13 protein-coding genes are annotated in these 12,541 nt (G+C 46.7%); 4 read left to right on the top strand and 9 right to left on the bottom strand.

Features of this window, described 5'->3' with window-relative positions:
* Nucleotides 1–3: 3 nt before the first annotated feature.
* Genes MKY50_RS04425 through MKY50_RS04410 form a run of 4 tightly spaced genes read left to right on the top strand, consistent with a single transcriptional unit; the run spans nucleotide 4 to nucleotide 2,966 of the window.
* On the top strand, nucleotides 4–1,227 hold the full coding sequence (locus MKY50_RS04425) for a hypothetical protein (protein WP_015715519.1): 1,224 nt from the start codon (nucleotides 4–6) through the stop codon (nucleotides 1,225–1,227).
* Nucleotides 1,228–1,238: 11 nt separating this feature from the next.
* A complete protein-coding gene (locus MKY50_RS04420; RefSeq protein WP_015252540.1) occupies nucleotides 1,239–2,006 on the top strand; it encodes a hypothetical protein in 768 nt (255 codons plus the stop codon).
* Nucleotides 2,007–2,029: 23 nt separating this feature from the next.
* Nucleotides 2,030–2,587: a YfjD family protein gene (locus MKY50_RS04415; protein WP_049140604.1), complete on the top strand. Its 558-nt coding sequence runs from the start codon at nucleotides 2,030–2,032 to the stop codon at nucleotides 2,585–2,587.
* A 49-nt stretch (nucleotides 2,588–2,636) separates the two neighbouring features.
* Nucleotides 2,637–2,966 (top strand): YnfA family protein, encoded by a 330-nt coding sequence (locus tag MKY50_RS04410; RefSeq protein WP_010886445.1) that lies wholly within the window; start codon nucleotides 2,637–2,639, stop codon nucleotides 2,964–2,966.
* Nucleotides 2,967–3,001: 35 nt separating this feature from the next.
* On the opposite strand, the gene MKY50_RS04405 is transcribed toward MKY50_RS04410, so the two are convergent.
* The 9 genes from MKY50_RS04405 to MKY50_RS04365 all read right to left on the bottom strand — a co-directional run bounded on the left by MKY50_RS04405 (nucleotide 3,002) and on the right by MKY50_RS04365 (nucleotide 12,382).
* The gene (locus MKY50_RS04405) at nucleotides 3,002–3,181 is read right to left on the bottom strand and encodes a small acid-soluble spore protein H (RefSeq protein WP_116316390.1); all 180 of its coding nucleotides are present in this window, start codon (nucleotides 3,179–3,181) and stop codon (nucleotides 3,002–3,004) included.
* 54 nt (nucleotides 3,182–3,235) lie between these two features.
* Nucleotides 3,236–5,053, bottom strand: a complete 1,818-nt coding sequence (gene acoR, locus MKY50_RS04400; RefSeq protein WP_341117286.1) for an acetoin dehydrogenase operon transcriptional activator AcoR — start codon at nucleotides 5,051–5,053, stop codon at nucleotides 3,236–3,238.
* Nucleotides 5,054–5,167: 114 nt separating this feature from the next.
* The gene (gene acoL / locus MKY50_RS04395) at nucleotides 5,168–6,544 is read right to left on the bottom strand and encodes an acetoin dehydrogenase complex dihydrolipoyl dehydrogenase (protein WP_032723005.1); all 1,377 of its coding nucleotides are present in this window, start codon (nucleotides 6,542–6,544) and stop codon (nucleotides 5,168–5,170) included.
* A gap of 20 nt (nucleotides 6,545–6,564) precedes the next feature.
* On the bottom strand, nucleotides 6,565–7,761 hold the full coding sequence (acoC, locus tag MKY50_RS04390; RefSeq protein ID WP_134156926.1) for an acetoin dehydrogenase complex dihydrolipoyllysine-residue acetyltransferase: 1,197 nt from the start codon (nucleotides 7,759–7,761) through the stop codon (nucleotides 6,565–6,567).
* A gap of 13 nt (nucleotides 7,762–7,774) precedes the next feature.
* Complete coding sequence (gene acoB / locus MKY50_RS04385) at nucleotides 7,775–8,803, bottom strand: acetoin:2,6-dichlorophenolindophenol oxidoreductase subunit beta (protein WP_024572068.1); 1,029 nt, start codon at nucleotides 8,801–8,803, stop codon at nucleotides 7,775–7,777.
* 3 nt (nucleotides 8,804–8,806) lie between these two features.
* Nucleotides 8,807–9,808, bottom strand: coding sequence for an acetoin:2,6-dichlorophenolindophenol oxidoreductase subunit alpha (gene acoA / locus MKY50_RS04380; protein ID WP_341116223.1), 1,002 nt, complete (start codon nucleotides 9,806–9,808; stop codon nucleotides 8,807–8,809).
* 229 nt (nucleotides 9,809–10,037) lie between these two features.
* Nucleotides 10,038–10,727 carry a YfjL-like protein gene (locus MKY50_RS04375; RefSeq protein ID WP_069322455.1) on the bottom strand — a complete coding sequence of 230 codons (690 nt, stop codon included), beginning with the start codon at nucleotides 10,725–10,727 and terminating at the stop codon, nucleotides 10,038–10,040.
* Nucleotides 10,728–10,756: 29 nt separating this feature from the next.
* A complete protein-coding gene (locus MKY50_RS04370) occupies nucleotides 10,757–11,209 on the bottom strand; it encodes a DUF6884 domain-containing protein (protein ID WP_341116222.1) in 453 nt (150 codons plus the stop codon).
* Nucleotides 11,210–11,404: 195 nt separating this feature from the next.
* On the bottom strand, nucleotides 11,405–12,382 hold the full coding sequence (locus tag MKY50_RS04365; RefSeq protein WP_341116221.1) for a tRNA dihydrouridine synthase: 978 nt from the start codon (nucleotides 12,380–12,382) through the stop codon (nucleotides 11,405–11,407).
* Nucleotides 12,383–12,541 lie beyond the last annotated feature (159 nt).

The raw sequence follows: 12,541 nt of genomic DNA, 5'->3' as shown, positions 1-12,541 counted from the left end.
GGTGTGTCAGGAAACATTGCAGTTGATCCGGATAAGCTCGAACAGCTTGCAAATGATGTAGTCACTGAATTAACTGATATGGAAAACAAATATAAGGACCTGCATGTGGAGCTGGGGCAGATGATTTTGCAATGCGATCCCCGCTACAGCAGCTGTTTTTCTGGAGTGGGCGATGCGTGGAGCTCAGGAAAGGCGCTCGTCACTAAGCTGAGTGACAATGAGATTTTCATCAGAAAAACGGGCGATAAATTTGTGGAACAAGATGATATTTTGCGAAAGCTCTACAATGCCTACGACAAATACGGTACGATGACAAGCTTAACCGCTCTTATGCTGACGCAGGGAAAATATTACGGATTAGGGCTTACGAAATTTGTGAAACAGCCAAGCGGCTTGCATACAGCCCAGCACTCAAAACTGCTCTTGGATATTTCCAGGGCCGTTGACAGCTCACGTTATCAAAAAGCGGCAAGAGTGCTTTTGAATCCTAAATATTTGTTGAAAAAGACAAACCGTCCATTTTCAGATTTGGTACATAAAAAGTTTACAAAATACTTCCCTCAGGACACGGTGGATTTTTCAAACAGCGTCAGAAGCTACACAAAAGGATTTCTTAATGAAGCCGGCGTACGCTCCACTTTGAAGGATGTGGGAAAAACGGGCTTGAGATTCGCGAAAGGAAATGCCATTACCGCCACACTGATTACCGGTGCGACCGAAACATTCGGAGCAGGCGTGAAAATTGCTGAAAATTATGCAAAATACCAAGACAAACCCGAAGTTCTCAAGCGTGAAAACGCCAAGGCTGTCGGAAATGCTGTGAATAATACGATTTTTGTTGCCGGCGGTGCCACAGCTGGTGCTGTTGTGGGCGGTGCCGTAGGAAGTGTGTTAGGTCCTGTCGGCACAGTAATCGGAGGCACAATTGGTTCGGCAGTAGGAGGGTTTGTTGGGGAAAAAATCGCAAAATTCACATCAGTCTATGCTGAAAAAGCAGCGATAAAACTTAAAGAACCGATCCATGCTGTCGTTGATACAGCCAAAAAAGGACTGGAATCAGCCGGCAAAGTCGTCAAATCAGTGAATGACGGCATAGATGCGGCGAATAAAACGATACATAAAGGGATAGACAGTGCGAAAAAAGGAATAGAAAAAGCAAAGAAAACAGCGGATTCGCTCATACACGGCGCAACCCATTTCCTTAAAGGGAAATTTTCATTTGGATAGGAGAATAAACAATGAAGCAGTTTACAATCAGCATAGAAGAACTCTTGTTTTGTTTTTACAGCGAAGGGTTTTTCGAACAGGGAATGGCCTTAAAACAAGCCTATTTTCCCGAAATAGAAGATGAACAGCTCGGCGCCTTATTTGAAGCCGCGTGCCGCTCACTCTTAGCCAAAGATGCGGCGGAATATCGGAATCATCAATATCGGCTAAAGGACGAATACTGTCCGTTTATCCATGTGTTAAACGACGCCGACTATACAGTTAAGCTGTCCAAATTTGATGAACAAGGTAAAGAACAGAATATATCCTGCCATGTTTCAAAGTTTGGTACTTACTCTCATGAATTGCTGTTTGATGAACAGGTGCATAGAATCAAAAAAATGGATTCAACTAATGGATTACTCTCTAAAACATCCGAGTTTTTAAATATAATAGATGCAGAAGATCACAAAGAATCACTGATCTCTCTGACATCAACTGAATTTGAATTGCTTTTGGAGGGCGCTTCAGACACTCCCACACATCTCAAGGAGTTTCTAGATAAGCATGATCACCAAGAGGACGTTACCCGTTTTGTAAATGATCTGGCTTTGCGAAAAGGAAAAATGGATACGCTGATGCGGCTGGTTTATGACAAAGACAACTCCCCGGAAGTGGCTGACATGGCTTTCGTTCTGCCTGGCAGCCATCATACTTGGCTGGTAACAGGTATTACCCAAAATGAATTTTCTATCGTAACAGCAAATAAAGATGTGATAAAAGGAATACTTTTTTGCTAAAGAGCGATAAAGGAGAATAGCAATTGAAAAACAATGAAGTAATTAAGGTCAAAAGCAGACTGTTTTTTAGAATATGGCTGTTCCTCGCTACAGGGGGCGCCTTTATTGTGGGAGTCTGGCTGGTGTCTGAAGCTCTCACGTTTGAATCTAAATATGCCCTGCTTTATTTGGGCGGCGGATTACTGGCGATGATTTATGGATTGATCACATTCTTTATGGCTTTTCCTGCCTTCACAAGCCGTGGAAATGTCATTTTCAGCATAAAGACCGGACCTAATGGCGAGATCTTTTCGAGAAAGCGCAGCGTACTGTTTTCCGAGGTGAAGCGGCTTTATATGGGACGCCATCAATACAGTTTGAAAGGGATCTTTTTTGAGGATATTATCATCGAGAAAACAGACGGCAAAATCGTTCGAATCCCGACCTGGAACATCATCGCGAATCCGCTGTTTTTCGAAGCGGTTGAACGCTATATCCTTCCCCATTTGAATGAAGAGGCTCAAAACAATTGGATCAGCCAATTTACAGAGGTTCAGCGAAAAGCGTATTTGAAGGAATTTGAGAATCATCCGAAGCTTTAAAAGCTCTCCTCCTCTATAATGAAAGATAAATGCAAATTGAGGAGTGCTCATGATGCTGATTACCATTCTTTTATTTCTCGCGGCAGGGCTTGCCGAAATTGGCGGCGGATATCTGGTTTGGCTATGGCTGAGAGAGGCAAAGCCAGCCGGCTACGGAATCGCCGGGGCGCTGATCCTCATTGTATACGGCATTCTTCCGACGTTTCAGTCCTTCCCATCTTTCGGCCGTGTATACGCCGCTTATGGCGGAGTATTCATCGTGCTTGCGGTCCTGTGGGGATGGCTTGTTGACCGGAAAACACCTGATCTGTATGACTGGATCGGCGCATTCATTTGTCTCATCGGTGTCTGTGTTATTTTATTTGCGCCGCGCGGATAACAAAATGGCCTGCTTATGAAGCGGGCCATTTTTGTTTAATCCTCTTTTAAGCTGTTCAGCTGCACTTCATGCTCCTCTTGCGGTTCGTCAAGCGGATAAATTCTTGCTGTTCCAGTTTCTTCATTTACGTGCTGAATGTAAATAGGAACGCCGTTGTATGTTACTTTTTTCATATCGGGAGATTCTACAATTTTTTTCGCCCTTTGAATATTCATCGTAAACACCCTCCTTCAATACATAACGTTTCCATTTCCTGAAGGAAGTATGCTTTATGATTCAGCGGACAAGTTGAATTTTTTCAGGCGTTTGTAGAAAGTGCTACGGGGGATCCCGCTGATTTTGGCAGCTTGAGAGACGTTTCCTTTTGCAGATTCAAGCGCTTTGATCATCATATCCTTTTGGATTTGCTCACGAAAAGTAAGCACGCCGGCAGCAGCCGGCTTTTTTTCTGCAGAGCTGGTCGGCAATCCAGCGGCTTCCAGTAAAGCGGGAAGCGATTCATCTCTCAGCCGGCCGTCCGGAAATCTGATAGAAAGACGTTCAAACACATTAAACAGCTCGCGGATATTCCCCGGCCACTTCCATTGCTTCAGCACATTACAAAAATCAGAAGGAAGTTCGCCTGGCCAATGATTCTTCTGTTTGTAGTACTCAAAGAGGTCCGGGATATCCTCGGTGCGATCGCGTAATGGAGGGAGTTCAATTGGATAGACATGAAGACGGTAAAACAAGTCCTCTCTGATTTTTCCGTTTTCGGCAAGCTCGCGTAAATCACAATGTGTGGCGGCAATAACTCTGATATCAACCGGAATTTCTTTCGTCCCGCCGATTGGCGTTATCTTGCGTTCCTGAAGCACCCGTAAAAGCGCAACCTGCATCGAGTGGGAAATTTCTCCGATTTCATCTAAAAATAATGTGCCTTGATTCGCTTTTTGAAAGGCGCCTTTATAGCCATTTCGTTTCGCTCCCGTAAAAGCGCCCTCTGCATATCCGAACAGTTCGCTTTCAATCAAATCAGACGGAATCGCTCCGCAATTGACAGCAACAAACGGACCGTGACGTCTCTCACTGTTCTCATGAAGAGCGCGAGCCGCGACTTCCTTTCCCGTACCAGTTTCGCCCGACAAACAGACCGTTGCATCTGCCGCAGCTGCACGTTCAAGGTTCATCAGCATCGCTTGCGATCGGCCGCTTTTCCCGATCACTCCATTGAATCGGAACACCTTCTTTTTCTTTTGTTCCGAAAGATAAAAACAAGTGCCGCTATCTCCTATGGTGACAGCTTTTTCGATTGAGTAGCCCCGTTCTTTCAACTCATACAGGTGCCGGCCCTGCCAATCAGGCATTGAGGTTCGAATCGGTATGCTCGCACTGATGATGTGCTGCTTGTTATTGCATAGCACCATCGGCACACTGGATGCAGCCCTCTCTCCAAAACGGCTGATCAGCTCGAGCTCTTTCTCACGGCTTTTAGCTGCGAGTTCCCGTTCAGCTGCATAGGCGATCGCAGTGGCAATACCGAGCATATGAGGATGAGCGCCTGCCGCCGGACACGATATGTCAATCACACCCGCAAGGCTGCCATCCTCATGGTGAATCGGAGCGGATGAACAGTTCCAAAGATGGGAAGCAATGGAGTAATGCTCTGATCCTTGTATCGCAACCGGCTCGCTGATGTGGAGCGCCGTGCCAATCGCATTTGTTCCGACAGCCGTTTCCGTCCAGCATGCCCCTTCGACAAAGTTGATGCGTTTGGCTTCATAGAGCGCGCGGGGATGGCCGTCCAATGCCAGAACAACACCGTCTGAATCAATTAGCAGCGCCATCATTTCCATTTCTTTTATGGCAGGCAGCAGTTTTTCGAGGTAAGGCTTTGCGGTCGTCAAGAAGAATGAATGTTTTTTTGACTGCTGATCCAGCTCCGTTTGCTGTAAAACCTTCGGGCCTTTTTCTAAATAAGGATTGACCTCAGCTTTTTTGCAGCGATGCCATGACTCTGCAATCCGTTTTCTTAATCGGGCTTCGTCAAGCACACCGTCTTTCACAAAACGTTTCCAGGTTTGCAAATCGTTTGGGACCGAATTCATTTCCTTGATCGCTCCTCCCTTACACGCCGTTTTCATCTATTGTAGGGGAAAAATAAAGCGCTTTCAACAATAAAAAAGCAGGCGCCTTATATCCATGCGCCTGCTTTTCCTTTATTATGCATGTACCGCAAGGCCTATCGTGCTTAACAGCGCCTCATGCAATGTTTCCGATAAAGTCGGATGGGCGGCGATAAAATGCTCCGCCATATCTGCCGTCATCTCACCATTCATGATCGCTGCCGCTTGGCCGATGAGCTCGGTTACATCCGGGCCAATCATCGAGACACCCACGATTTCGCCGAATTCCGGTTCAGCCATGATTTTGACCTTTCCTTCCGCTTGCTGTTTAATGAGCGCCTTGCCGTTTGCGGAAAATGAAAATTCGCCGATCTTCACATCCCCGTATATGCTTCTTGCCTGTCGTTCTGTCATTCCGATACACGCGATTTCCGGGGACGTATAGATGCAGCGCGGCACATGTTTCTCATTGATTTTGACATCCCTTCCGGAAGCATGAGAAGCAGCGATGATGCCCTCATGGAAAGCGGCATGCGCGAGCTGAATGCCCCCTATAGCATCTCCGCACGCGTAAATATGAGGCACGTTCGTCTGCATGTGCCCATTCACCGGAATGCCCTTTGGAGAAAAATCAACTCCGGCCTGTTCCAGCTGTAACCCGTCAAGACGGGGTTTTCTGCCGATCGCCACCAGCACATAATCGGCCTTCGTTTTAAACTCTCGCTGACCGCTTTTCCATATTGCCGTTTTGGCCGTTTGATCCACCCGCCCTAATCTGGATGAAGTATGCACTTCGACACCGTCTTCCTCAAGTTTCTCCTGAAAGAGACGGGCAATATCTTCATCTTCAGCCGGGATCAGCTGGTCCGCTGTTTCAATGATGGTCACCTGCGATCCCAATCTGGCGAACAGCCCTGCATACTCACACCCGATGACACCGCCGCCGACAATGACTAGTGAAGACGGAATCTCGGAAAGAGAAAGCGCGTCTTTGCTGTCGAGGATCCATTCGCCGTCAAATGGGGCAAAAGGCAGCTCGATTGGCTCTGACCCGGAGGCAATCAATACTTGGTCCGCCTCTCTGATTTCTTTTCCGTTTTCTCCTTCGATCAAGAGCTTTCTTTCAGAAAGAAAGGAGGCTGTTCCCTTTACAACCTGTATTTGATTTTTCTTCATTAGGTACTGAACGCCTTGGACAAGCTGACTGACAACCTGTTGTTTTCGGCTTTGCATTTTACTCCAATCGACTGATATCGCACCTGCCGGAAGTTCGATTCCAAAGCTGTCGGCATGCTTGATTTTATCAAGAACGTTTGCGCTTTCTAACAAAGACTTTGTCGGGATGCAGCCTTCATTCAGGCAGGTCCCCCCAAGCTTGCCTTTGTCAATGAGCAGCACGTTTCTGCCCTGCTGTGCCGCGGAAACCGCAGCCGCATAGCCTGCAGGTCCGCCGCCGATAATGGCTAATGTCATGTCGTTTTCACCTGCTTTTCCTATAAAATTAATGCTGCGGGTTCTTCCAAATATGTTTTCATCGCCTTCAGGAATGCAGCGGCTGGGGCGCCGTCACACGCTCTGTGATCAAATGTCAGGCTGAGCGGCAGGATCGTGCTTCTGACGATCTCCTCCCCTTGATACACCGGCGTGTCATAGCTTGCTCCGATGCCGAGAATGCCTGTTTCCGGCGGATTTAGTATCGGTGTGAAATGCTCAACTCCAAACGCGCCAAGGTTTGTAATGGAGAAGGTAGAGCCTTGCAGTTCTTCGCTTCCCGCACGTCCCTCGCGTGCTTTTTTGGCATTTTCTGAGATTGATTGAGCCAGTTCAATCAGCGATAGCTTTTCAGCATGGCGGATGACAGGCACCACTAAGCCGTTTTCCAAGGCTACAGCCATACCAAGGTGTACATGGGGATGTGTGATGATGCGCTCATTTTGATAAAAGCTGTTCAGCACAGGGTGAGCTTGCAGAGCGAGAACGGCGGCTCTTGAGACAAAATGAGTGATCGTCAGTTTTGTGCCGTATCTCTCTTCCGCAGTTGATGAAAGCTGTTTTTGAAGAGTGGCAAGCTTAGTGATATCAGCCTTCATCGTGATCGTCAGCTGCGCGCTGTTTGCCAGGCTTTCCTGCATTCGGGCAGCGATGACCTTTCTCATGCCTGTCACCGGGATTTCCTGCGCTTTCTGTTCCGAACCAGGCTTTGCCTGATCTTTTTTCTGTTCAGCAAGAGCCTTTGTTACGTCATCCTTCACGATTCGTCCGCCTGGTCCAGTTCCTTTCAGTTGTTTTAGGTCTAATCCTGCTTTTTCTGCTATTTTCCTGGCGACTGGAGATATTTTCATTCGATCTTTTTTGGAGGCTGCGGGTTTGTTTTCTTGTTTGACGGGCTGAACGGCTTGCGGCATATTGTCTTCAGCAACAGGCGCCCCCGCCTCTTCCTGCACCGACTCATTGGCGTCCCCGATATAGCAGATCGCTGTGCCGGGCGGAACCTCTTCTCCCTCTTTCACTTTGATATCGATCAGCGTTCCTTTTTCAGGCGCTTCGATCTCCATTTCAATTTTCTCCGATTGAATGCTGGCAATGCTTTCTCCCTTTTCAACCGGGTCGCCTACTTTTTTATTCCATATCGATACTTCCCCTTGTTTCATGGCCATTCCCAATTTTGGCATCACTACTTTTACCGCCATTTGTGTCCCCCCTTTAATTCATTGCCGGCTCGCCAAGCAATTCAAGCGTGACGCTGACAATTTTATCTGGTGTCGGCAAATATTGATCTTCAAGCACTGGTGAAAACGGAACCGGTGTATGCGGCGCTGTAATCCGTTTAATCGGCGCATCAAGCAAATCAAAGCCCTTGTCAGCGACAATCGCAGCAATATCCGTGGCAATGCTGCATCGCGGATTGGCTTCATCAATGATGATCAGCCGATTTGTTTTTTCTAACGATGTGAAAATCGCATCCTCATCCAGAGGGGACAGACTGCGCGGATCAAGGACCTCGGCTTCGATGCCCCTCTCTGAAAGCTGTGCAGCCGCTTCAAGCGCAGTATTGACCTGCTTGCCGACTGCAAAGAGCGTAACATCATTGCCTTCGCGTTTGATATCCGCTTTTCCGAGGGGAATTGTATAATAATCTTCCGGCACCTCGCCCTTCATGTTGTAGGACGTTTTGTCTTCAAAGAAGAACACCGGATCATTATCTTCTATTGCTGCAAGCAGAAGACCTTTGGCATCATACGGATTGGATGGAACAACCGTCTTCAGTCCAGGAATGCTCGTGAAAAGGCCATAAAGCGCTTGTGAATGCTGGGCAGCGGCCCGGAACCCTGCTCCGTATGTGGTGCGGACGGTAATCGGCACTTGCGCTTTTCCGCCGAACATATAACGGAATTTCGCCCCTTGGTTGATCACCTGGTCAAAGCACGTGCCGATAAAATCGTTAAACATTAGCTCGGCAATCGGTCTCAAACCGGTTGATGCCGCAGCCATAGCCGCACCCATGTAGCCCGCCTCAGAAATCGGTGTGTCCAGCACTCTTGTGCGCCCGAATTCCTGTACGAGTCCCTTTGTGACCCCTAATACACCGCCCCATGCTTCATCATCCTGCAAATGATCGACCGCCGCTCCCCCGGCGACATCCTCACCGATCAAAAGCACATTTTCGTCTCTTCTCATCGCAAGCTTCATTGCTTCATTGATCGCGTCTGACATGCTTATGACTCTCGCCATCTCTTACATTCCTCCTTTTTCATATGACACGTACACATCTGTCAGCAGCTCCGAATCTTTTGGATATGGACTGTCTTCGCTGAACGAGACGGCTTTTTCAATCGATTCGCTGACACGCTGTTCAATGTCTGACAGCTTATTAGCATCTGTTTCTTTTAAAAGGTAGTTTTTAAAACCTTGAATGGCATCCTTTTCTTCAAGGTGCTCAACTCTTTCATCCTTCGTTTTATAGGTCTGGGCATCCCCTTCGAAATGGCCGTAGTTTCTGTAGGTCATACATTCAATCAAAGACGGGCCTCCGCCGTTTCTTGCTCTTGCTATCGCTTCCTCGGCTGCCTGGTAAACTGCTAAAATATCTTTTCCGTCAACTGTCACCCCCGGCATGTTATAAGCAGCTGCCCGATCGGCGATTGAATCACAAGCTGATGCGTACTCAAATGGGGTGGCTTCGCCATAGCCGTTGTTTTCGGCGACAAACACGACAGGAAGGTTCCATACAGCCGCTAAATTCAGCCCTTCGTGAAAGGTGCCTTGGTTATTTGCCCCGTCCCCGAAAAAGCAAACGCTTACATTTTTAGTCTGTTTATATTTAGCCGTGAGCGCTGATCCGCATGCGAGCGTAAAGCCGCCCCCGACGATTCCATTTGCGCCTAACATGCCTTTATCAAGATCCGCAATGTGCATAGAACCGCCCTTGCCTTTGCACAATCCGGTCGCTTTCCCGAAAATTTCCGCCATCATGCCGTCCAAATCACAGCCTTTGGCGATACAATGTCCATGTCCCCTGTGGGTGCTTGTAATGCTGTCGCCATCATGTAAATGAGCGCACACCCCTACAGCCACGGCTTCCTCACCGGCATATAAATGAACGAATCCGGGAAGCACTCCCTGGGCGAACAGGTCATGCACTTTGTCTTCAAAGCCCCTGATCTCCAGCATCTTTTGGTACATCCACAGCGCTTTTTCCTCAGTTAATGACAAGCCTTCACGTTTTAACAATTCCATTTTGTGCGCCTCCTTCTATTTAGGGTTCACAATTATAAAAGCAAGAAGTGTGCCAGTATTTGAAGCCCGTCAAATCAGCTTTTTCATTTTTACACTGGAGACAGTTTGAGACGGGTGTCTCGTTTTGTCTCAAACTGATCCATTTGTCTCGTTTTACAGCATACAAAAAAGACCGGGCATCACCCGGTCTTTGACAATGATCGACGTATTTATTTCCTTGGAAATGATGTCAACTTCCTAGTTCCTCTGCATCGTTTGATTGAATAGCTGCTTTTGAAAGAAAATCAATTGAATATTTGACATATCCTATACCGCCGTCCCCGTCCTTCTGCATACAGTCTATCGTGCCGTTTGAGTATGTATATCCCTTTTCATTAAGCGTTTTTCTGACCGTTTCCGCCATCTTTGCGGCATCTGTTTTTGATAACCCGCTGGCGTCTAACTGAATCGTCATGCTCATAGGCGCTTTTTCAGCCAGCTGTTTGTTCCATTTTGTATCTAACGTGAACTGTCCATTTTCGATACTCAAAGCAGCATCAGCTTTTATAAGTCGAGGAACCGCTTTTTTCAGATCTGCTTCGATTGCCTTCGTTGCTTCTTCATTTACATGTTTTGCTACTGATTCGGTATACGCTTCTTCAATCCCATCGCACGTTACTTTAGGATGTAGAAATCCCTTCGTACACATTGGGTAGCGATGAGATTGGGAGGTTGCTTCGAATACATATTCAGAGGTTTTAGCGTTATATACCCCATTCGTGATCTTGATTTCTTTCTTCGGATAGGTTTGTTTCACATAAGAGACTAGCTTCTGCTCTGCAGCATTTTTCGAAAATGGATCACCAAACCATACATGATAGATATATAGTCCGCATCCGAATAACGCAATGGCAAGCAAGCCAAACACAAGTTTTTTCATGTTCCCACTCTTTTCTTCATATGTACGTGCTACAGTTCATGCTTTTCTTCAACAGCCCGGTTAAGCGCTTGAAGCATATAGCCAATGCCTTTGTACGATGACAGCGGCCAGCTGATATGCTGATGCTCACCGACGACGGCGTTGAGAACGTTTCGATATTTTTTCCCGCCAAGCATGACTAGCTCTTCAATATCAGAAAAGCCCTTTTCGTAAAATTGGCGGCCCAGCTCCTCCGCTGTCATGATTTCCGGATGACCGGTGCCAAAAGTGACATCGTAATTTCCCGAAACGAGATCATCAGGGCGGAGGAACCCGTGCTTCGCAGACAAAATCACCCACTCATCGAAAAATGCTTTCGCATACCGTTCGCACGCCTGATGAAACGGGCTGAGATAAGCGTCCTCTGCTCTTACCGGCCCGGCATCAGGCTGGACATCCCAGATTTTTTTCTTGCCGCAGGGGATGATGCATAGCCGTTTCATTTTCCTCTCCCCCTTTATAAGATATCTCCACTAAATATACCATTATTTTCTTACAATAAATTAGAGAAAAGACAGGCTGAGTAAAAGCTGCGTACAAAAAAGACCCGGATTTACCGAAAATCCAGGTTTATTTTAGTCAAGAATGGTGTAAAAATCCCTTTATTTTGTTAGCCTTTTTTGAATCAAGCACTGCTGTTATTCTACCCCATCAAGATACTTTCTCTCAAAGTCGTCGAGCAATGCACGCACTTCATCTGTTGACTTTGTGTTCATGCATTGATTTCTTAATTCACTTGCCCCTCGGAACCCGCGGAGATAAATTTTAAAAAAGCGAGGAAGAGGCTTGTACGGACGGGCTTCTAATGCTGAATATTTATCATGAAGATCCAGATGCAGCCTTAAGAGATCAAGCAATTCCTTGCTGCTATGCTCTTTCGGCTCCTTTTCAAAGGCAAATGGATTTGTAAAAATACCGCGCCCTATCATAATTCCATCGACGCCGTATTGTTCAGCAAGTTTTAAGCCAGTTTGGCGGTCAGGGATATCACCATTGATCGTCAAAAGTGTATCTGGTGCCACCTCGTCACGAAGTTTCTTAATCTCCGGGATGAGCTCCCAATGCGCATCTACTTTGCTCATTTCTGCCCTAGTACGCAGATGAATAGAAAGATTCGCAATATCCTGTTTCAAAATGTGTGTCAGCCACTCGCGCCATTCATCCACATCCGTGTATCCAAGTCTTGTCTTCACGCTTACAGGCAATCCCCCTGCTTTTGCAGCTTGTATTAATTCTGCCGCAACTGTAGGACGGCAAATAAGGCCGCTTCCCTTTCCATTCCCCGCAACATTAGGCACAGGACAGCCCATATTGATATCTAGTCCTTTAAATCCTAACTCTGCCATGCCAATACTCATTTTACGAAAGTTTTCAGGCTTATCTCCCCATATATGGGCTACCATTGGCTGTTCATCCTCTGTAAAAGTTAAACGGCCGCGTACGCTATCCTTCCCATCCGGATGGCAATAGCTCTCTGAGTTTGTGAACTCTGTAAAAAACACATCCGGTCTGCCTGCTTCACTTACTACATGCCGGAAAACAACATCTGTCACATCTTCCATTGGTGCCAGTACAAAAAATGGCCGTGGTAATTCACGCCAGAAATTTTCTGTCATAACAAAAATCAAATCCTTTCATTAGGGGATACGGCTATACCTGTATCTCAATATAAAAAAACTGACCATGCTTTCTTTTTACACTTATCGCATGCGAAAGCATTTCTTATCAATCTATAGTAAATTTTGAACATTTCACGTGGGATGATTATCTACACC

Source organism: Bacillus sp. FSL R7-0685, assembly GCF_038002425.1.
Taxonomy (GTDB): domain Bacteria; phylum Bacillota; class Bacilli; order Bacillales; family Bacillaceae; genus Bacillus; species Bacillus subtilis.
Note: the sequence above shows the minus strand (reverse complement) of the source record. Positions and strands in the feature narration are given on the sequence as shown.

Excerpts from the sequence above, each read along its gene's own strand:
- MKY50_RS04370 (WP_341116222.1), bottom strand. The coding sequence starts at position 11,209 with ATGAAACGGCTATGCATCATCCCCTGCGGCAAGAAAAAAATCTGGGAT.
- acoL (WP_032723005.1), bottom strand. The coding sequence starts at position 6,544 with ATGACATTAGCCATTATCGGCGGCGGACCTGCAGGCTATGCGGCTGCG.
- MKY50_RS04420 (WP_015252540.1), top strand. The coding sequence starts at position 1,239 with ATGAAGCAGTTTACAATCAGCATAGAAGAACTCTTGTTTTGTTTTTAC.
- MKY50_RS04365 (WP_341116221.1), bottom strand. The coding sequence starts at position 12,382 with ATGACAGAAAATTTCTGGCGTGAATTACCACGGCCATTTTTTGTACTG.
- acoA (WP_341116223.1), bottom strand. The coding sequence starts at position 9,808 with ATGGAATTGTTAAAACGTGAAGGCTTGTCATTAACTGAGGAAAAAGCG.
- MKY50_RS04375 (WP_069322455.1), bottom strand. The coding sequence starts at position 10,727 with ATGAAAAAACTTGTGTTTGGCTTGCTTGCCATTGCGTTATTCGGATGC.
- MKY50_RS04405 (WP_116316390.1), bottom strand. The coding sequence starts at position 3,181 with ATGAATATTCAAAGGGCGAAAAAAATTGTAGAATCTCCCGATATGAAA.
- acoB (WP_024572068.1), bottom strand. The coding sequence starts at position 8,803 with ATGGCGAGAGTCATAAGCATGTCAGACGCGATCAATGAAGCAATGAAG.
- acoR (WP_341117286.1), bottom strand. The coding sequence starts at position 5,053 with ATGAATTCGGTCCCAAACGATTTGCAAACCTGGAAACGTTTTGTGAAA.
- acoC (WP_134156926.1), bottom strand. The coding sequence starts at position 7,761 with ATGGCGGTAAAAGTAGTGATGCCAAAATTGGGAATGGCCATGAAACAA.
- MKY50_RS04410 (WP_010886445.1), top strand. The coding sequence starts at position 2,637 with ATGATGCTGATTACCATTCTTTTATTTCTCGCGGCAGGGCTTGCCGAA.